The sequence below is a fragment of the Streptomyces sp. NBC_00984 genome (genome assembly GCF_045162475.1).
Classification (GTDB): Bacteria; Actinomycetota; Actinomycetes; order Streptomycetales; family Streptomycetaceae; genus Streptomyces.
The window spans coordinates 1,074,510-1,093,703 of record NZ_CP108734.1 but is presented as its reverse complement, the minus strand read 5'-3'; the positions used below and the strand labels follow the sequence as shown (position 1 = coordinate 1,093,703).

The 19,194-nt window shown below is 70.6% G+C and carries 19 protein-coding genes; 8 read left to right on the top strand and 11 right to left on the bottom strand.

Annotated elements, in window-relative coordinates:
- Nucleotides 1-8 precede the first annotated feature (8 nt).
- Both OG520_RS04655 and OG520_RS04650 read right to left on the bottom strand, forming a co-directional pair.
- The gene (locus OG520_RS04655; protein WP_406012275.1) at nucleotides 9-221 is read right to left on the bottom strand and encodes an integrase core domain-containing protein; all 213 of its coding nucleotides are present in this window, start codon (nucleotides 219-221) and stop codon (nucleotides 9-11) included.
- Nucleotides 222-315: 94 nt separating this feature from the next.
- Nucleotides 316-591, bottom strand: a complete 276-nt coding sequence (locus OG520_RS04650) for a transposase (protein WP_406012274.1) — start codon at nucleotides 589-591, stop codon at nucleotides 316-318.
- 825 nt (nucleotides 592-1,416) lie between these two features.
- Between OG520_RS04650 and panD the strand changes: the two genes are divergently transcribed.
- Genes panD through OG520_RS04635 form a run of 3 tightly spaced genes read left to right on the top strand, consistent with a single transcriptional unit; the run spans nucleotide 1,417 to nucleotide 2,894 of the window.
- On the top strand, nucleotides 1,417-1,842 hold the full coding sequence (gene panD, locus OG520_RS04645) for an aspartate 1-decarboxylase (RefSeq protein WP_406012273.1): 426 nt from the start codon (nucleotides 1,417-1,419) through the stop codon (nucleotides 1,840-1,842).
- A 30-nt stretch (nucleotides 1,843-1,872) separates the two neighbouring features.
- Nucleotides 1,873-2,235 (top strand): GNAT family N-acetyltransferase, encoded by a 363-nt coding sequence (locus OG520_RS04640; RefSeq protein WP_406012272.1) that lies wholly within the window; start codon nucleotides 1,873-1,875, stop codon nucleotides 2,233-2,235.
- A gap of 32 nt (nucleotides 2,236-2,267) precedes the next feature.
- The gene (locus OG520_RS04635; RefSeq protein WP_406012271.1) at nucleotides 2,268-2,894 is read left to right on the top strand and encodes an aspartate/glutamate racemase family protein; all 627 of its coding nucleotides are present in this window, start codon (nucleotides 2,268-2,270) and stop codon (nucleotides 2,892-2,894) included.
- A gap of 352 nt (nucleotides 2,895-3,246) precedes the next feature.
- On the opposite strand, the gene OG520_RS04630 is transcribed toward OG520_RS04635, so the two are convergent.
- Genes OG520_RS04630 through OG520_RS04620 form a run of 3 tightly spaced genes read right to left on the bottom strand, consistent with a single transcriptional unit; the run spans nucleotide 3,247 to nucleotide 5,577 of the window.
- Nucleotides 3,247-3,690 carry a hypothetical protein gene (locus tag OG520_RS04630; RefSeq protein ID WP_406012270.1) on the bottom strand — a complete coding sequence of 148 codons (444 nt, stop codon included), beginning with the start codon at nucleotides 3,688-3,690 and terminating at the stop codon, nucleotides 3,247-3,249.
- 2 nt (nucleotides 3,691-3,692) lie between these two features.
- Nucleotides 3,693-4,169, bottom strand: a complete 477-nt coding sequence (locus tag OG520_RS04625; protein WP_406016420.1) for a MarR family winged helix-turn-helix transcriptional regulator — start codon at nucleotides 4,167-4,169, stop codon at nucleotides 3,693-3,695.
- Between the two features lie 31 nt (nucleotides 4,170-4,200).
- Entirely contained in the window at nucleotides 4,201-5,577 is a 1,377-nt protein-coding gene (locus OG520_RS04620) for a tetratricopeptide repeat protein (RefSeq protein WP_406012269.1), read from the bottom strand.
- Nucleotides 5,578-5,793: 216 nt separating this feature from the next.
- Between OG520_RS04620 and OG520_RS04615 the strand changes: the two genes are divergently transcribed.
- Nucleotides 5,794-7,206, top strand: a complete 1,413-nt coding sequence (locus OG520_RS04615) for a M64 family metallopeptidase (protein ID WP_406012268.1) — start codon at nucleotides 5,794-5,796, stop codon at nucleotides 7,204-7,206.
- 13 nt (nucleotides 7,207-7,219) lie between these two features.
- Here OG520_RS04615 and OG520_RS04610 read toward each other — a convergent pair whose 3' ends face one another.
- From OG520_RS04610 to gndA, 3 genes are all read right to left on the bottom strand, one after another.
- Complete coding sequence (locus tag OG520_RS04610; RefSeq protein ID WP_406012267.1) at nucleotides 7,220-8,017, bottom strand: family 1 encapsulin nanocompartment shell protein; 798 nt, start codon at nucleotides 8,015-8,017, stop codon at nucleotides 7,220-7,222.
- On the bottom strand, nucleotides 8,017-9,117 hold the full coding sequence (locus OG520_RS04605; RefSeq protein ID WP_406012266.1) for a Dyp-type peroxidase: 1,101 nt from the start codon (nucleotides 9,115-9,117) through the stop codon (nucleotides 8,017-8,019). The genes OG520_RS04610 and OG520_RS04605 overlap by 1 nt, the downstream gene beginning before the upstream one ends.
- Before the next feature lie 213 nt (nucleotides 9,118-9,330).
- Nucleotides 9,331-10,773, bottom strand: coding sequence for an NADP-dependent phosphogluconate dehydrogenase (gene gndA, locus OG520_RS04600; RefSeq protein ID WP_406012265.1), 1,443 nt, complete (start codon nucleotides 10,771-10,773; stop codon nucleotides 9,331-9,333).
- A gap of 171 nt (nucleotides 10,774-10,944) precedes the next feature.
- Between gndA and OG520_RS04595 the strand changes: the two genes are divergently transcribed.
- The 3 genes from OG520_RS04595 to OG520_RS04585 all read left to right on the top strand — a co-directional run bounded on the left by OG520_RS04595 (nucleotide 10,945) and on the right by OG520_RS04585 (nucleotide 13,147).
- Complete coding sequence (locus OG520_RS04595; protein WP_399334293.1) at nucleotides 10,945-11,541, top strand: TetR/AcrR family transcriptional regulator; 597 nt, start codon at nucleotides 10,945-10,947, stop codon at nucleotides 11,539-11,541.
- Nucleotides 11,534-12,421, top strand: a complete 888-nt coding sequence (locus tag OG520_RS04590; RefSeq protein ID WP_406012264.1) for an alpha/beta fold hydrolase — start codon at nucleotides 11,534-11,536, stop codon at nucleotides 12,419-12,421. Before OG520_RS04595 ends, OG520_RS04590 begins: the two co-directional genes overlap by 8 nt.
- A 366-nt stretch (nucleotides 12,422-12,787) precedes the next feature.
- A complete protein-coding gene (locus OG520_RS04585) occupies nucleotides 12,788-13,147 on the top strand; it encodes a phospholipase domain-containing protein (RefSeq protein ID WP_406012263.1) in 360 nt (119 codons plus the stop codon).
- Between the two features lie 706 nt (nucleotides 13,148-13,853).
- Here OG520_RS04585 and OG520_RS04580 read toward each other — a convergent pair.
- The 3 genes from OG520_RS04580 to OG520_RS04570 are packed head-to-tail and all read right to left on the bottom strand — an operon-like array spanning nucleotide 13,854 to nucleotide 17,436.
- The gene (locus OG520_RS04580; protein WP_406012262.1) at nucleotides 13,854-14,639 is read right to left on the bottom strand and encodes a 3-oxoacyl-ACP reductase; all 786 of its coding nucleotides are present in this window, start codon (nucleotides 14,637-14,639) and stop codon (nucleotides 13,854-13,856) included.
- A gap of 5 nt (nucleotides 14,640-14,644) precedes the next feature.
- Entirely contained in the window at nucleotides 14,645-16,033 is a 1,389-nt protein-coding gene (locus tag OG520_RS04575; RefSeq protein ID WP_406012261.1) for an aldehyde dehydrogenase family protein, read from the bottom strand.
- Nucleotides 16,034-16,071: 38 nt separating this feature from the next.
- Nucleotides 16,072-17,436 (bottom strand): glutamine synthetase family protein, encoded by a 1,365-nt coding sequence (locus OG520_RS04570; RefSeq protein ID WP_399334285.1) that lies wholly within the window; start codon nucleotides 17,434-17,436, stop codon nucleotides 16,072-16,074.
- Between the two features lie 271 nt (nucleotides 17,437-17,707).
- Between OG520_RS04570 and eat the strand changes: the two genes are divergently transcribed.
- A complete protein-coding gene (eat, locus tag OG520_RS04565; protein WP_406012260.1) occupies nucleotides 17,708-19,177 on the top strand; it encodes an ethanolamine permease in 1,470 nt (489 codons plus the stop codon).
- Nucleotides 19,178-19,194: the final 17 nt, after the last annotated feature.

The window sequence follows — 19,194 nt, the reverse complement described above, 5'->3', positions numbered from 1 at the left end:
TAGAGATCTCAGATTGTGGTTGTGACCTGGGGTTTCGTGTATTTCATGTAGTGGTTGGCTTCGTACTCGACGGGTGGGACGTGGCCGATCTCACCGTGGAGTCGGCGGTGGCAGTACCAGTCGATCCACTCGGCGGTGGCGAGCTCGACCTGGGAGAGCGTCTTCCAGGGCCGGCCGGGTTTGATCAGCTCGGTCTTGAACAGGCCGATCGTCGATTCCATCACGTGGAAGGGGCGATCTTGCAGCCGTGCTCGGTGAGCGTCCTGCAGATCGGCTCGACGCCGCCGAAGCGGTCCCGGTGCTCGTCGATGAACGCTACGAGCGTGTGTGTGGCCGGTCGAGCTCGGCCGCGAAGAAACTCGCCGCGGCCTTCAGGATCTCGTTGGCCCGCTTGAGTTCGGCGTTCTCCTTCTTCAACGCTTTGAGCTGGGCGGACCCCTCCGTCGTCGTCCCCGGCCGCGTGCCCGCATCGATCTCGTGCTGCTTCAGCCAGTTTCGCAGCGTCTCGCGGGACCCGATGCCGAGCTTCTCGGTCACTGCCTGCAAAGCGGCAGTCTCGTTCGCGTGGTCGTCGCGCACCTCGGCGACCATGCGCACCGCACGGCGGCGGAGCTGATTTCGGTCCTCTTGTAGAGGACCTTGGCGTTTCTGCCTCGGCCGAGCTTGTAGCCCTTCAATCCCAGTTTCGATGCTTCCCGATAGACCCAACTCGTGGACATGTTGAGCATCGCAGCGACCTCAGAAGTGTCCATAAGGACAGGCTCGGCGCTACGGCGTCTTTGCGAGGAGCTGATTTCGGTGTGGCGTGGGTCGGGGTGTGACTGCGGTTCTATGGGCAAAATGGCTCCTTGTGGCTGACCTGAGCCAGATTGCGGCTGGCGCTCCGCTCTGGCCGGATTCCAAACATTGTTGAGACCCGCCCTGTGCCACCGCCAAGAGTCACCGGACGAGCTGTAGTCATGGTTATGAGGATCGCCGGTTTGGCCAACCGGCGATCCGCGGCTATGTTGCCGCGCTACTTCGGCCACTCAGATCCTTTTTTCGACCACGGGTGCCGCCTCCGTAGGGCGGAGCGGAAGGGGCTCGGGTCAGCTGAGCCATGGTGGTGCGCGGCTCGACTCCCGGTCGATCGCCTTCGTTCCTGGCTGCCGCCCAGACCGTCAGAGTGACGGTGGTCGCGGACGCCCTTGAGAGGGTGCTGCGTAGGCTGGTGCCGTTGTCCCGGCGGTGTCCGGGAGAGTGGGTGAAGCCCTCCTGCAGTCGTATGACGATGCATCAGGAAAGTCGGCAAGTGGTCAGCATGAGTCCTGAAAAACCTGGGGAATACTGTCCGAACATGCGACTCGTTGTAGGGTGTCAGAACAGCCCTTGACCTGCAAAAACGCAGGCAGGGAGCCTACTTGTGGGAGTGCCTCGATGTTGCGCACCATGTTCAAGTCCAAGATCCACCGTGGCACGGTGACCCAGGCCGACCTGCACTACGTCGGTTCCGTCACCGTCGACGCCGAGCTGATGGATGCGGCGGATCTGCTGCCCGGCGAGCTGGTGCACATCGTCGACATCGACAACGGCGCCCGTCTGGAGACGTACGTCATCGAGGGCGAGCGCGGCTCCGGTGTCATCGGCATCAATGGCGCCGCCGCCCACCTCGTCCACCCCGGTGACCTGGTCATCCTGATCAGTTACGCCCAGGTCGACGACGCCGAGGCACGCGGCCTGGTCCCGCGCATCGTGCACGTCGACGCCGGCAACCGTATCGTCGCGCTCGGGGCCGATGCCTCCGCGCCCGTGCCCGGCACCGGCACCGAACGGAGCCCGCACGCCGTTCCCGCGGCGCGCTGACCCGGTCCGACCGGCGAGGGAGCACCCGTCATGGCAGAACGGACCGAGCGGATCGAACCCGACATCCGCGACGACCGCGCGAGCGGCAATCTGCTCGCGTACGAGAACGGCAAGGCGGTCGGGGTCGTCGCGTACTTCGTGATGGACGGTGACCCTGCCGCGCTCGTCGCCGTGCACACCGTCGTCGAACCCGGCCACGAGGGCAGGGGCATCGCCGGTGCCCTCGTCCAGGAGTTCTACGCCATGGCGGGACGCGAGGGTGTCCCCGTCGTTCCGCTCTGCCCGTACGCAGCGAAGTGGGCGACGCGCCACCCCGACCGGGCTCCCGAGGTGCCGGCCGCACTGGTGGAACAGGCGAAGACGCAGCTCAAGGCGCACCCAGAGCTGTACTGACCCACGTCGGCCGGGGACTGTACCGTTTGGCGATGACACTCGCCCTGCTGCACACCTCCCCGGCCCACGTACCGGTCTTCGACGCGCTCCGGGACGCCGACCATCCCGGGCTCGCCCTGCGCCATCTCGTGCACGAGGACCTGCTCGCCAAGGCCAGGGAAGCGGGCCCCGAAGCGGTGTCGGGCGAGATCCGGGACCTGCTCGCGGGCGCCGTCGCGGACGGTGCCCGCGCCATTCTCTGCACCTGCTCGACGATCGGCGCCGTCGCCGAGTCGCAGTCGGCGACGCTCGGTGTGCCCGTGCTGCGCGTCGACCGCCCGATGGCGGCCGCCGCCGCGGCACAGGACCGCGTGGTCGTTCTCGCGTCGATCACCGGCACTCTGGCGCCGACCCTCGCGCTGCTCGCCGACGAGGCGGGGGACCGGTCCGTCGATGTACGGACCGTCGTGGTGGACGGCGCCTGGGCGCGCTTCGAGGCCGGTGACCGCGACGGCTATCTGGACCTCGTCGCGACCGCGGCCGACGCGGTCACGGACAGTGATGTGATCGTGCTGGCGCAGGCGTCCATGGCCGACGCGGTCACCCGTACGGTCACCCGCATCCCGGTGCTCTCCAGCCCTCGGCCGGGTCTCGCCGCCGCGGCTGTCGCCGCGCGCTGACCTCGGCACGGCTCCCGGAATCCGGGCGATCATCCGGAACCCGCGCGTATGGACTCACCAGGCGCGGGCAGCCGCTCCGGGAGACGGTGGAAGGAGATCCACCCCGAACCGTTCGGAGGCCTTCGATGACGAATCCGTACCCCGACCCGGTGCCGCCGGCGCCCACCCCCGGGCCGATGCCCGGACCGCCGTCGCCGCTGCCGGAGCCGCCGCCTCCGCCGCCCGGCCCCGTTCCGCCCGGCCCGTCGCCGGATCCGATCCCGCAGCCGCCCACCCCGCGCCCCGACCCGGTGCCGGAACCGCAGCCGTCACCCCGGCGGGCCGGATGACCGGTGTTCCCGGGCGGTAGGCCTCAGGCCGCTGCCAGGACGGCGTTCGCCCGCGCGGTGGCCTCGATGAGCACGCGACCCGCCGCTTCCAGGTCCTCGGCCGGCAGGTCCGCGTACAGCTGGGTCGTGAGGTCGGCGACGTGGGCCCCGTTCGCCTGCTGACGGTCCCGGCCCGCAGTCGTGAGGCCGATCCGGGGAACGGTGCCGTCGACCTCCGCCAGTAGTTCTGCGGCGGTCAGTTCGGCCAGGGTCGCCTCGACGACGGCCGCGTCGGTCTTCAGCGCGTCGGTCATGCGGTCGACGAGCCGGCCGCGCTCGATCGCCCCGCCGTTGCCCGCGACGGCGTTCAGCGCCAACGACTGATGAAACGTGGTTCCGGTGGCCGCGAGCAGCCGTTCGAGGACGGCGCGCGTGGCGTAGTGGGCCCGGCCTATGACCTGGCCGTTGACGGTCGGTGTGGCAGACATGGCTACTCCTTGGTCGGTTGATCGGGTGCCTTGGGTTTCTGCGATTCCTTCGGTGGAGCGGGGGTTCCGGGGATCGGTACGTCGAGAAGCGCCGCCACCGTGCGCACGAACGCCTCGGTGTCCGCACCGTCCAGGCCGCCCAGCGGAGCCAACTGCTGGTCCAGGAGCTCCCGCACGACGTCGACCGCGCGAAGAGCGACCGTGCGCCCCTCCTCCGTGAGCGAGAGCTGGACCGCCCTGGTGTCGTCCGGATCGGTCGTACGCTCCACGAGGCCCGCGCTCTCCAGGGCACGGGCTGGCTTCGACACGCACAGCGGCTCCAGTCCCGTGTGATCCGCCGGCCTGCGCCGGCTCGGCCGCAGCCCCGACTGCTGCAACCCGAGCAGCGATCCCAGCAGTGAGTACTGCGCGTGTGTCGGACCGAGCGGCCGGCTTGCCGCGGTGGCCGGCCGACGATGAGGATCGCGCCCGGTCCCGATGAGCCGTCGACCGATTCCCGGCGGGCCGGGATCAGGCGGTGGGCGGACGGACCGGGGACGGCCCCAGGGTGGTGGTGCCGGGGGAGGCCCGGTGGCCGAGCCCGGTCCGGTAGGCGTCCATGGCTGCCTCGGTCCGGCCCGTGCGCCGCAGCAGATCGCCCAGCAGCCGGCAGATGTCCGCGAGATCACCGGCGGCGCCCGCCCGTTCCAGCAGGGCCAGCGCGGTGACGTAGTGCTCCTCGGCGGACTCCGGATCGCCCTGGTCCTCGTGGATCAGGCCGAGCAGCCGGTGCGCGCCGCCCGCATGGACCGAGCCCCGGTCCGGGTGCAGTTCGCCGAGGAGCCTGTGCAGCAGCTCCCTGGCCTGGTCGGCCTTGCCGCGCCGACGCAGCACATCGGCGAGCTCCACCTCGACCTGGGCCGTGTACAGGGCGGCCCGCTTCGATGCCAGCATGTCGCGGGCGGCGCGCAGTTCGGTCTCGGCGCCGGACAGATCGCCGTCCTGCGCGTGTACATAGCCGCGCATCCAGTGGCAGTGCGCCAGCTCCGTGCGGATCTGGAGCTGCTGGTAGATCTCGGCCGCCTTGGCGAGTGAGGCGTCCGCCTCCGCGGTACGGCCCGCCGCGATGAGCGTACGGGCGACGCTGCGGTGCAGTCCGGCGACCAGTTCCGGATCGGACACCTGCGGTGCCAGGGCCAGCGCCAGCTCGCCCGCCTGGGCGGCGCGGGCGTGGGCGCCCATGTCCATGTACGGGGCGATGGCGGCCGTGTACAGCAGCAGGAGCGCGCCGGGATCCTGGAGGCCCGAGGTGTTGAGCTCGTCGATGGCGCTCTCCAGCAGGTAGCAGGCGTACCGGAGTTCGCCGGCCAGCAGGTGGGCGACCGCCCTGCCCCGGACGGCCGGGGCGCGCCGGGGGAGCGGAGCGTCGGCGAGGAGTTGCTCCGCGGCCTCGAAGTGCTCGCGGGCCGTGGGCAGATCGCCCGTCTCCAGCGCGCAGTGACCGAGGCCGAGCGTGGCCGTGGCGCGTTCGTCGTCGAGCCCGTGCCGGTCGGCCTCGGCGAGCAGCCGGGTGTAGTCGGCGGCGGCGTCCTCGGCGGCACCGGTGGCCAGTGTCCGCTGGGCCTCGACGAGTTTCAGCCGCAGAGCGGTCGCGAGGTGGGCGGGGCGTCCGGTGGCCAGTTCCTCGTACGTGACGCCGAGCCGGTCCGCGAGGTGGCGTACGGCCGCCTCCGACGGGCGTACCCGGCCCGCCTCCAGCGTGGAGATGTAGGCGGGGGTGTAGGCGGGTTCCGCCAGCTGGCGTTGCGTCAGACCGCATTCGGTGCGCAGCTGTTGGACGCGGCGGCCGACGGCTCCGGGATCCTCGTCCGGCCCCGCGTCCCGTCCCGCTGTGCGCCTCGCGTTCATCGCGCCGCCCTTTCTGCTTCGCCCCGTCTCGAAATGCGGTCCATGCATCGTAAATGCCCGGATACGAACCTCAACCACCACGATTCCGGGCCTTGTTCGGCGGTCCGCGCACCTCTAGGTTAAGCATCGCATTAACTCGACTTAACTCATGAGTTACGTGATGGTCGTGCCCTGGGATTTCCCGGCGAAGTCCCCCCGGACCTGAAGGAGTTGTCCATGCGCATACGCCTCCGCACGCGCCGAACGGCAGGAGCCACGGCGGGGCTCGCTCTCGTCGGCCTCCTGGCGGCGACCGCTGCCACCGCACCGGCGTCGGCCGCCCCCACCGGCTCCGACGGCGGCCGTCGCATCGCGGCCGAGTACTTCCCCGATCCCGGCGGCTCGGGCAGGACCGTCGAGGTCCCGGCCGCCGCCCCCGTCCGGAAGGGCGGAGCCGCCGCCCCGCTGAGCGCGGCCGAGGCCGCCGTCGACGGCACGGTGGGCGAACAGGCGGTGACCGGCCCGTCCGACGACCGCCTGGACGTCGTGATCATCGGAGACGGCTACACGGCAGGCCAGCAGGCCGACTTCCACGCGGACGCCACCGCCAAGTGGGCCGACATCACCGCTCTGGAGCCCTACAAGAGCTACCAGGGCCTGTTCAACGTGTGGACCGTCGACGCGGTCTCCAACGAGTCCGGCATCAGCGGCGATCCCGGCGCGGACACCGTCAAGGACACCGCGCTCGGCAGCTACTTCTGGTGCTCCGACATCGAGCGGCTGATCTGCGCCGACATCGACAAGGTGGCCGCGTACGCCGCCAAGGCCCCGGCCGCCGACCTCGTGGTCGTCATCGCCAACTCCACCAAGTACGGGGGCGCGGGCTACTCCGGACTCCAGGCCGAGGGCCGGCCCTTCAACGGAGTCTCCACCCTCTCGTCCGACCACCCCTCGTCCAGCCTGATCGCCGCCCATGAGATAGGGCACTCGGTGGGCCTGCTGGACGACGAGTACACCTATGCCGAGTACGGGACCTGGACCGGCGGCGAGCCGGGCGGGATCAACTCCACCACCTACACACCCGCGCAGCTCACCGAGAAGCGGGCCAAGTGGTACCGCTGGCTCGGCCGGACCGATCCGGCGGGCGGCACGGTCGGTGCGTACGAGGGCAGCGCCTACTACCCGCTCGGGCTCTACCGTCCCACCGAGTCGTCGATCATGCGGGAGCTGAGCAACACCGAGTTCAACCTGCCGGGGCGCGAGGCGATGATCGCCGGGTTCTACCGCGCGGGCAACGCACTGAGCAGTGCCGTCGACACCGGCACCGCGGTCGGGCCGGGCCGGCGCATCGCCGTGAGCCTGGCGGACCTCGATGCCGCCGGTACCGGGACCCGCACCCATCGGCCGGGCGCCGCCACCGGCCTCGCCAGGACGGATCTGCGCTGGTACGTGGACGGCGTCGAGAGGGTCTTTGCCCGGGGACGTACCTCCGTCACCCCCGCATCGCTCGGAGTCCGTGCGGACGGTCGCGGGCACAAGGTGACCGCCGAGGCCGTCGACCGTACGGACGCCATCCGTGACCCCGCCGTCCGCGCCCTGGCCACCGACACCCTGACCTGGAACGTCAGGGCGACCGGGCACCGGCGGTAGGGCCCGGAACGCCTCAGGCGATGATCGGGACCACGGCCTCGGGCGTCAGCATCCGGAAGGTGAAGGCCTGATGGAAGTAGAGCCGGATGCTGGTCGCGTCGTGGTCCTGATAGCCGATGGAGAGGTCCTGGCCGAGGCACAGCTCGAAGTCGCCGCCACGGGTGGACAGCAGCACACCGCCCCTGACGGCGGGTGCCCACAGGATCTGGTCGTCGAGCAGCCGGGCCAGATGGGTGGCCACCGGGTATCCGTGGTCGGAGGTCTCGGTGGCCTCGGTGAAGGCGTCGGCGCCGAGCAGCAGCCGGTACGGGCCGTCGACGCCGGCCAGCCGCAGCTGGGTGAGTGCCTGGCTGACGGTGGTCGGGTAGTCGCGGGCATCCGCGGGCAGTGTCAGCGGCGAGTGCGAGGAGCCGTCCCGCAGCCCGGTGATCCCGGCCGAGGCGTACCCGTCGATGATCGCCATGTCCTCCGCGAACGCACAGGTGCGGGCGGCGTCCTTGACGGGTTGCCAGTCGCTGTCGTCCGAGCCGCGCTCGACGTCGTCCACGGCCGACCGGGTCACCGTGAACGGCACCCGCCACTCGATGACCGGTACCGATGTGCGGGCGCGGGCGATGACGTCCGGGGCGGGCGGATCGATGCCGCGCAGATGACCGTCGCCGATGGCTGCCAGTCCGGGGCCGTCCGGGTCGGTGACATCGACGACCCGGCGGCCCGCCACATGGCGGCTGAAGGTGCGCCGGGCCTCTTCTTCGATCTGGTCCCAGGCGGCTTCCGTGACAGGGGCGAGTTCGCGGTGGAGATTGTTCATCACTGGACGCTTTCTTGCAGGCTGCCGATGTGCAGCGAACCGTCGGCCGGACGGGCCGGGGCCTTCGCCGTCACCGGCGCGGACGCGGGCTCCGGCAGGGCGTCGGTCCCGGCCGATGAGGGCGAGGGCGGCGGGGCGTCGAGGAAGTCGGCGCTGGGGGCGTGGAAGAGCGTGCCGGTGACCGCGGTCGAGAAGTCGAGAATGCGGTCGTGCGTGGCGGGCGGACTGCCGAGGAACATGTTGCGGAGCATCTGCTCGGTCACCTCCGGATCGGCGGCGTAACCGATGAAGTACGTGCCGAACTCGCCCTGTCCGAAGCTGCCGAACGGCATGTTGGCGCGCAGGATGTCGCGCTCCGTGCCGTCCGGGTCGGTGATCGTGTTGAGGGCGATGTGCGAGTCGGCGGGCTTGACGTCGTCGGCGAACTCGATGTCGTCGAGCTTGGTGCGGCCGATGACCCGCTCCTGCTCCTCGGTGCTCAGCGCGTTCCAGGACGCGAGGTCGTGCAGATACTTCTGGACGATGACGTAACTGCCGCCCGCGAACGGGGGATCCTCGGCGCCGACCAGGGCCGCCGACCGCGCGTCCGCCCCCAGGGGGTTCTCCGTGCCGTCGACGAAGCCGAGCAGATCCCGGTGGTCGAAGTAGCGGAACCCCTGCGTCTCGTCGACGACCGTCACCGCACTGCCGAGCCGGTCGAGCAGGCGGGTCGCCCACGCGAAACACACGTCCATCCGCTCGCCCCGGATGTGGAACAGCAGATCCCCCGGGGTGGCGGGAGCGTGGTGCCGGGCGCCGTGCAATTCCTGGAACGGGTGGAGCCGGGCGGGCCGCGGCCCGGCGAACAGCCGGTCCCAGGCACCGGAACCGAAGCCGGTCACACAGACCAGGCCGGCCTCGGGGTACCGGAATCCGATGGAACGGGCGAAGGCCGCCAGATCCGGCAGCACCTCACGTACGGCGGCCTCGCCACCGGGCTCGATCGTGGCGACCAGGATCAGTGCGGCGCTGGTCAGCGGCGCGACGACGGGCTGGACCGCGGCCGGCTCCGGGGAGGTGTCCGGCCCGGCTGCGACGGGTTCCGGGGTGGCGTCGGGCATGCGTGGGCTCCCTGGGGCGGCAAGGGCGGGCTGCGGCGACAGGCTCGCGGCGGGGCAACAAGAAGGGGCTTGCTGCTACTTACGCACAGACAGGACACTGCCGCACCCCGGGTCATCCGGCCGGGCGACCACGACGGCGGTACCGCGCCCGGCCCACCGGGGACGGGCGAGCGCACCGGCCCCGGCGGGACGGCCCGCACCGGCCTCTCCGTGTCAGCCCGCGACGACCTCCGTACGGTCGCCGCCCCAGAGGGTGTGGAAGGAGCCCTCGCGGTCGGTGCGGCGGTAGGTGTGCGCGCCGAAGTAGTCGCGCTGGCCCTGGGTGAGCGCCGCGGGCAGCCGGTCGGCGCGCAGGCCGTCGTAGTACGCGAGCGCGGCGGCGAATCCCGGTGTCGGCACCCCCTGCCGCACCGCTTCGGCGACCACCGCTCGCCAGTCGTCCTGAGCCGCGCCGATCTCCTCGGCGAACTGCTGGTCGGACAGCAGGCTCGGCAGATCCGGACGGGCGTCGTAGGCAGCCCGGATCCGGTCCAGGAACGCGGCCCGGATGATGCATCCGGCCCGCCAGATCGACGCCACCGCGCCGAGGTCGATGTTCCAGTCGTACGCCTCGCTGCCCGCCCGGATCTGGTGGAATCCCTGGGTGTACGAAACGATCTTGGACGCGTACAGCGCCTGCTCCACCCGGTCGGCGAAGGCCGCGGCGGCCTCCTCGCCGAGCGGGGACGCCGACGGGCCCGGCAGGTCCCGCGCGGCCTCGCGCAGATCCGCGTGTCCGGACAGCGAACGGGCGAAGACGGCCTCCGCGATACCCGAGACGGGCACCCCCAGATCCAGCGCGATCTGCACCGTCCAGCGGCCCGTGCCCTTCTGCTCGGCCCGGTCCTGCACGATGTCGACGAAGGGTTTCCCGGTGGCCGCGTCGGTGTGGGCGAGGACCTCCGCCGTGATCTCGATCAGATACGAGTCGAGGCGGCCGGTGTTCCAGCTGCGGAACGTCTCGGCGATCTTCGCGGGGGAGTAGCCCGCCACGGCACGCAGCAGGTCGTACGCCTCCGCGATCAGCTGCATGTCCGCGTACTCGATGCCGTTGTGGACCATCTTCACGAAGTGCCCGGCCCCGTCGGGACCGATATGCGTGGTGCACGGGGTGCCGTCCTTCGCCTTGGCGGCGATCTTCTCCAGCAGTGGCCCCAGTGATGCGTACGACTCGGCCGATCCGCCCGGCATGATGCTCGGCCCGTTCAGCGCGCCTTCCTCGCCGCCCGAGATGCCGACGCCGACGAAGTGGATCCCGCGCCCGCGCAGCTCCTTCTCCCTCCGGCGGGTGTCCTCGAAGTGCGCGTTGCCGCCGTCGATGATGACATCGCCCTCTTCGAGGAGCGGCGCGAACTCCTGGATCACGGCATCGGTGGGATCACCCGCCTTCACCATGATGACGAGTCTGCGCGGACGTTCCAGCGCCGCGACGAACTCCTCCGGAGTGTGCGCGGGGACGAAGGAGCCCTCGTCGCCGAACTCCTCGACCAGGGCGTCCGTCCTGGCGGTGGTCCGGTTGTGCACCGCGACCGTGAATCCGTTGCGGGCGAAGTTGCGCGCGAGGTTGCGGCCCATGACCGCGAGCCCTGTGACGCCGATCTGTGCAGTGCCGCTCATCTGTGTGCTCTGCAATCTGTTTCGGGGATGCCTGGATCTTCAGCAATGCCGGGATCTTCAGTATGGATACGGGGTGCGGGAACGGCCTGTTCGGCATCGCCCGGATGGACTCTCCTGTGTATATTAGGAAAATGCCTAGGGAGTCTAGGCATGCTTCGATGGAGGTGGCAGATGGTTCGCGCGGGTCTCACGACCGAACGCGTGGTGGAGGCGGCGGCCGATCTGGCCGACTCCATCGGCTTCGACAAGGTCACGATCTCCGCGCTGGCCCGCGGCTTCGGCGTCAAGGACGCCAGCCTGTATTCGCACGTCAGGAATCTGCACGACCTGCGGACCCGGGTCGCGCTGCTGGCCGCCGGGGAGTTCATCGACCGGATCGGCGCCGCCGTGGCGGGCCGGGCCGGGAGGGACGCCCTGGTCGCGTTCGCCGATGCCTACCGGGCCTTCGCGCTGGAGCGGCCCGGACGGTACGAGGCGACGCAGATGCGGGTCGACCCCGACATCGTCGCCCAGTCGTCCGCGTACCACCGCACCATCGAGACCACGGGCGCGATGCTGCGGGCCTACGGCCTGGCCGAGCCCGATCTGACGGACGCGGTACGGCTGTTGCGCAGCACCTTCCACGGCTACTGCGCCCTGGAGGCGAGCGGAGGCTTCGGCGCGCCCCGCGACGTGCAGACGTCCTGGGAGCGGTCCGTCGAGGCCCTGCACTTCCTGTTGGAGCACTGGCCGTCCGCGACGGGCGAGAGGGAGACCGATCATGGCTGACCGCACGGTGCCGGAGCGCACCGGACATCTGAAGGTGCCCGGGGCGACGCTGTACTACGAGGTGCGCGGCCAAGGCCCGCTGCTGCTGATGTTGCCGGGCGGGAGCGCCGACGCGGGGCTCTACGACCGGATGGCGGCGCGGCTGGCCGACGGCTGGACCGTCGTGGCCTTCGACCCGCGCGGCTACTCGCGCAGCCTGCTCGACGGCGCGGCGGCGGACCAGCAGGTGGCGGTGCAGAGCGAGGACGCCCACCGGCTGATCGAGCTGCTGTCGCCGGACGGCGGACCGGTGGCCGTCTTCGGTTCCAGTTCGAGCGCGATCGTCGCCCTGGACCTGCTCGCCCGCCACCCCGAACGGTTGCACCGAGTGGTCGCGCACGAACCGCCGTTGGTGGAGCTGATGCCCGATCCGGACCGAGGGCGGAAGCTCTTCGCCGCGGTGCGCGAATCCTTCCGCCGGGACGGGGTGGCCGCGGCACTGGCCACGATGACCGAGGGCCTGACGGACCCGGATGCGGGGCCGCCGGCCGAGGGAGAGCGCCGGGCGGCGCCCGAACCGTCCGCGCGGGAGGCCGAGGCGTTCCGGCGGATGCGGGCCAACCTTCCGGTGTTCCTGGAGCATGTGCTGTGTTCGTTCAGCGGCCACGTACCGGACCTGGCGGCCCTGCGTCGCGACGCGGAGCAGCTGGTGATCGGTGTCGGACAGGACTCCCGCACCCTGCTCACGGCGATTCCGGGCGCCCGGCTGGCCGACGAAGTGGGCGGCAGGCTCGTGGAGTTCCCCGGTGGGCACACCGGTTGCGCCGAGGACCCCGAAGCGTTCGCCGAGCGGCTGCGGGCGGTACTGCTCGACCGGACGCCCCGTGGGGCACAGGGGTGACCCCGGAGGGCAGCCGATGACTCTCATCCCGCAAACATCCCCTATGGCACCTTTGGGTCTGCCCACATCACTGATGGATCGGCAACTATTCACGTAGTCCTCCTGTCAAAGGTCTGGTGTCAGACCATGCGGCGCGGCACGCTGGCTTCGAGCTCACAACGACGCGTCCGAACCCGGCGAAGGCAGGCAGATGACACCGATCACCCGAAGGGGTTCTGTGGCGCTCGGCGCGGGCGTGGCGGCGGGAGCCGCCATGCCCGCAGAGGTCGCGGGCGCGGCGGTCCGGACGAAAACGGCGGCCGGGGCCACCGCGACCGGCACCATCAAGGACGTCCGGCACGTGGTGGTGCTGATGCAAAAGAGGCCATGGCCGGACCCAACAGATTCCTGCGCCGGTTCACCGGAGACGCCACTGCCACGGGCAAGTCCTGCGAGGTGGCCGCCCGTTACGCGAACGCACCGGACACCGGCAGGCCCGCCCTGTGGTTCACCTTCACCAACACATCGACGAGCGCCGTCACGTTCACCGTGACCTCCGGCCAGTACCGCGGCGACGGCCCCTGGACGTACACCGTCGCGGCCGGCGGCAGCGAGCAGGACTACTTCAACGCGGTGGCGCTGGCCGACGGCTGGTACGACTTCACGGTGAAGGCCGGCGGCGACGCCTCCTGGTCGCGGAGGTACAGCGGACACATCGAGACCGGCGCGGCGAGCGTCAGCGGCTGATACGGAAGGCGCGCGAAGACGGCGTCGTTCTGATCGGGGATCACACTGCCGTCGCCACGGCGTACGGGCCGCGAGGTCCCGTCCGACCTGGTGTATCCGGTGGTGGCATACGGATAGGTGCCGTCCACCCGGCCCTTCGGCCCGATGAACATGGGGTTGACCAGCCACTTGCCGTCCGCGTCGTCGTAGGAACGGCACATCGGCTCGGCCTTGTTGCGGTTGAGGGCCAGCCGCGGACCGGTCGCGTCGCGGAGCATCGACACATCCGTGTCGGAGTCACCGGCGGCGAACACCGGCCGCTTCGCGGGAGCCTGCACCCGGGACGCGGCAGCACCGCGTAGGCCGAAGATCTCCTTGTTGATCCAGCAGCGCTTGCCGACGATGTAGGTGATCTGCGAGTCGTCGCCGGGGCGTTCGGTACCGCAGCCGCTCAGATGCGAGGTGTAGCGGCCCCGTTCGGTGGTGGACCGGATGCCGATGACGTTCCCGGGCGCGACGTCGACACCCCTGGCCCAGACGTCGACCACGGGCTGAGGCGACGCGGAGACGATCCACACGTCGAACCCGGCCCGCCGCGAGTGCGGTGACGGCGAGCCGGGCGGCGGAGCGCCGGGTGGGCCGGGGTGCGGCATGGAGCACGGGCACAGCGGTCGTCGCGGACGTGGGGCGGGGCGGCCGGGCGCCCCGCCCCACGTCCGCACACGGTCTAGAGCGGTGTGACGTAGGCGCCGGTGAGCCCGCCGTCCACCAGGAAGTCGGTGGCGTTGACGAAGGAGGAGTCGTCGCTGGCCAGGAAGGCCACGGCGGCGGCCATCTCGGTGGGCTCGGCGAACCGGCCGACCGGGATGTGCACCAGCCTGCGCGCGGCCCGCTCCGGATCCTTGGCGAACAGCTCCTGGAGCAGCGGGGTGTTGACCGGTCCCGGGCACAGCGCGTTGACCCGGATGCCCTCCCGTGCGAACTGCACGCCCAGTTCGCGCGACATGGCCAGCACGCCGCCCTTGGACGCGGTGTACGAGATCTGCGAGGTGGCGGCGCCCATCCGGGCCACGAACGAGGCCGTGTTGATGATGGAGCCCTTGCCCTGGCGGCGCATGTACGGGATGGCGGCCTTGCAGCACAGGTAGACGGAGGTGAGGTTGACCTCCTGCACCCGGCGCCAGGCGTCGAGGCCGGTCTCCAGGATGGAGTCGTCCTCGGGCGGCGAGATCCCCGCGTTGTTGAAGGCGATGTCGACCGAGCCGTATGTGTCGAACGCCGCCTTGAACAAGGCCACCACCTGTTCGGCGTCCGTGACGTCGGTACGTACGAAGAGGCCGTCGACCTCCTCGGCGGCGGCCTTGCCGCTTGCCTCGTCCACATCGGCGCAGACGACGTGCGCGCCCTCGGCGGCCAGGCGCCGGACGGTGGCCAGTCCGATGCCGCTTCCGGCTCCGGTGACTACGGCGGTGCGGCCGACCAGGCGGCGGCAGACAGCGGTGGTGTCGGTCATGGTGCTCAGGCCTCCGTGCTGATGAAGACGTTTTTGGTTTCGGTGAAGGCGGCGAGTGCGTCGGGGCCGAGTTCGCGGCCCAGTCCGGACTGTTTGTAGCCGCCGAAGGGTGTGGCGTAGCGGACGCTGGAGTGCGAGTTGACCGAGAGGTTTCCGGCCCGCAGGCCCTGGCCGACCCGCAGGGCACGGGCCACGTCACGCGTCCAGATCGATCCGGCCAGACCGTAGTCGGTCGCGTTCGCCAGCCGTACGGCGTCCGCCTCGTCGTCGAAGGGCAGCACCACGGCGACCGGGCCGAAGACCTCGTCGACGGCCACCGGGGCGTCCGGCGACACCCCGGCGAGGACGGTTGGCGGGTACCAGAACCCCGGGCCGTCCGGCGCCGAGCCGAGGATCGTCCGTACGCCGTCGGGCAGGTCGTCCACGAACGCGCTCACGCGCTCCCGCTGGACGGCCGAGATCAGCGGACCCATCTGGGTCTTCTCGTCCGACGGGTCGCCGACCACCACGGCGGCGACGGCCGGTGCCAGCAGGTCGAGGAAGCGGTCGTAGGCCGGGCGCTCGACCAGGATGCGGGTCCGGGCGCAGCAGTCCTGGCCGGCGTTGTCCAGGAAGGACATCGGGGCAGCGGCCGCCGCGGCCTCCAGATCGGCGTCGGCGAAGACCACGTTCGGGCTCTTGCCGCCGAGTTCCAGGGTGAGGCGCTTCACGCGTTCGGCGCAGCGGGTCATGATGTGCTTGCCGGTCCGGGTGGAGCCGGTGAAGACGATCTTGGCCACGCCGGGGTGCTCCACCAGGGCACTGCCGGCCACCGGCCCCTCGCCCGGCAGCACCTGGAACAGTCCGCCGGGCAGCCCGGCCTCCAGGGCCAGTTCCGCCAGGCGCAGTGCGGTCAGCGGTGTGGTCTCGGCGGGCTTGAGCAGGACGGCGTTGCCGGCGGCGAGTGCCGGAGCCGCACCCCAGGCGGCGATCGGCATCGGGAAGTTCCAGGGGGCGATGACACCGATGACACCGAGGGGTTCCAGGACGGTGAAGTCGATGCCGCCGGCGACCGGGATCTGGCGGCCCAGCAGGCGTTCGACACCGCCCGCGCAGTAGTCGAGGAGGTCGCGCACATTGCCCGCCTCCCAGCGGGCGTTGCCGATGGTGTGACCGGCCTCGCGGACCTCCAGCAGGGCCAGTTCCTCGATGTGTTCGTCGACGGTGGCGGCGAACCGGCGGAGCAGCCGGGCGCGGTCGGCGGGTGCCGCCGCGGCCCAGACGCGCTGGGCGGTGGCGGCGCGGGCGACGGCCGCGTCGATGTCTGCGGCGGTGGCGGCCGGGACGGTGGCGATGACCTCGGCGGTGGCCGGGTTCAGGACGTCCAGACTGTGTGGTGCGGGCTGGTGGGACACGTACGGGCCTCGATCGGGAGTGAGGGACGGGACGGAGGTCACAGGCGCTCGAAGGAGCGGCGCAGCTCCCAGTCGGTCACGGCGGCGTCGTAGGCGGCGAGTTCGACACGCGCCATGTTCAGATAGTGGGCGACGACCTCCTCGCCGAACGCCTCCTTGGCGATGGGGCTCGCCTCCCACAGGTCGGCGGCCTCGCGCAGGGTGGTCGGCACCTGCTCGTACTCGGAGGTATAGGCGTTGCCCGTGCAGGCCTCTGGCAGAGCCAGCTCGTGCTCCACGCCGTACAGCCCCGCGGCGACCAGTCCGGCGGTGGCGAGATACGGATTGACGTCGCCGCCGGGCAGCCGGTTCTCGAAGCGCCGGGAGCGGCCGTGGCCGACCACGCGCAGCGAGCAGGTGCGGTTGTCGTGCCCCCAGGCGACGGCGGTCGGCGCGAAGGAGCCGGGCTGGAACCGCTTGTAGGAGTTGATGTTCGGCGCGTACAGCAGGGAGAAGTCGCGCAGGGCGGCGAGCTGTCCGGCGAGGAAGTGCCGCATCAGATCCGACATGCCGTCCGGGCCGTCACCCGCCATCGCGTTGTCACCGTTGTCGTCGGTGAGCGAGAGGTGGATGTGACAGGAGTTGCCTTCGCGCTCGTCGTACTTGGCCATGAAGGTGAGCGAGACGCCCTCCTGCGCGGCGATCTCCTTGGCGCCCGTCTTGTAGACGGCGTGCTGGTCGCAGGTGACCAGCGCCTCGTCGTAGCGGAACGCGATCTCGTGCTGGCCGAGATTGCACTCGCCCTTGGCCGACTCGACGGTCAGCCCGGCCGCCTGCATCTCGTTGCGGATGCGGCGCAGCAGCGGCTCGACGCGGCCGGTGCCGAGGATGGAGTAGTCGATGTTGTACTGATTGGCCGGGGTCAGTCCGCGGTAGTCGCGCTCCCAGGCCTCTTCGTAGCTGTCCTTGAAGACGATGAACTCCAGCTCCGTGCCCACCTGGGCCCGGTAGCCGAGGCCGGCCAGCCTGTCCAGCTGCCGGCGCAGGACCTGGCGCGGTGCGGCGACGACCGGGCTGCCGTCGTTCCAGGCGAGATCCGCGACGAGCAGCGCGGTGCCCTCGTGCCAGGGCAGCAGGCGCAGGGTGGCGAGGTCCGGGAGCATGGCGAAGTCGCCGTAGCCGCGCTCCCAGGAGGACATCGCGTAGCCGTCGACGGTGTTCATGTCGGTGTCCACGGCCAGCAGGTAGTTGCAGCCCTCGGTACCGTGCTCCAGAACCTCGTCGAGGAAGAACCCGGCGGCGAACCGCTTGCCCTGGAGCCGGCCCTGCATATCGGGAAAGGCCAGGACGACGGTGTCGATGGACCCGCTCGCGACGAGTGAGCGCAGCTCCTCGACGGCGAGCGGGGGTGTGCGGTCTGCCACGGGATTCCTCCTTGGGTGCACCGAGATCCATAAGGTATGGCAGGGGACCATTGCTTGGGAAGAGGGACCGCTCGGTGGCGGCGAATCGGCTTCGGTGAAGTGCCCGGCGTACATGTCACAAGCGCGGCGCACATCCGTAACCACTGTTTAACGCGTGCCTCTTGTGTTTCCCCTGGCGTTCCACAAAGGTGTGCCGGTGAACCTTTGATGAAAGCCCTCTTCGCCTCCCACGCCTCGACGCAGCGCCGTCGACCCACATCTGGAGCGCCCCATGGCCCAGGGAACCGACACCCCCACCAGCCCACCCGGCGGCACGGCCGGCGCGGTCACCGGTACGGACGAGTACCTGCACCGTCGCACCCTGCGCCGGGGCAGCGCGGGCTGGCTCCTGCTGACCGGACTCGGCGTCGCGTACGTCGTCTCCGGCGACTACTCCGGCTGGAACATCGGCCTGTCCAAGGGCGGCTTCGGAGGGCTCGCCACGGCCACCGTGCTGATGGGGCTGATGTACGCGTGCCTGGTCTTCGCGCTGGCGGAACTCTCCGCCATCCTGCCCACCGCCGGCGGCGGCTACGGCTTCGCGCGCCGTGCCCTCGGCACCTGGGGCGGCTTCCTGACCGGTACGGCCATCCTCATCGAGTACATCCTGGCCCCCGCCGCCATCTCGCTGTTCATCGGTGACTACGTCGAATCCCTCGGCCTGTTCGGGCTCACCTCCGGACGGCCCGTATACCTCGTCTGCTTCGCCGTCTTCATCGGCATCCACCTCTGGGGCGTCGGCGAGGCGCTGCGGTTCAGCCTGATCGTGACCGCCGTCGCCGTGACCGCTCTGCTCGTCTTCGCCATCGGCGCGTTCACCGACTTCGACGCGGCCCGTCTCGACGACATCCCGGTGGACACCGGCGCGTTCGGCTCCTCGTCCTGGCTGCCCTTCGGGCTGCTCGGCATCTGGGCCGCCTTCCCCTTCGGCATGTGGTTCTTCCTGGGCGTCGAAGGCGTGCCGCTCGCCGCCGAGGAGGCCAAGGACCCGGTCAGGTCGATGCCGAGGGCGCTCGCCATTTCGCTGACCGTGCTGGTGGGGCTGGCGGTGCTCACCTTCCTCTCCGCCACCGGCGCCCAGGGCGCGAAGGCCATCCAGGAAGCGGGCAACCCCCTCGTGGTCGCACTGGAGGGCAAGGGCGGTCCCACCGGCCTGAGTCGCTTCGTCAACTACGCGGGCCTGGCAGGCCTGGTGGCCTCGTTCTTCTCGCTGATCTTCGCCGGATCCCGCCAGTTGTTCGCACTCTCCCGGGCGGGCTATCTGCCGCGCTTCCTCTCGCTGACCAACCGCCGCAAGTCCCCCTACCTCGGCCTGCTGATTCCCGGCGTGATCGGCTTCGTGCTGGCCGCCTTGATCGGCAACGGCGGCCGGATGCTGAACGTCGCCGTCTTCGGCGCCACCATCAGCTACGCGCTGATGGCGCTCTCCCACATCGTGCTGCGCCGCCGCGAACCGCACCTCGAACGTCCCTACCGCACGCCCGGCGGCGCGCTCACCTCGTCCGTGGCATTCGTACTGGCATGCTCGGCACTGGTGGCGACCTTCCTGGTGGACCGCGACGCGGCGTTCATCGCTCTCGGCGTGTACGTGGTGGCGCTGGCCTACTTCGCCTTCTACAGCCGTCACCGCCTCGTCGCGAGCGCCCCGGAGGAGGAGTTCGCCGCCCTGGCGGCGGCCGAGGCCGAACTGTCGCGGGACTGAACGGGACCGCGACGTAC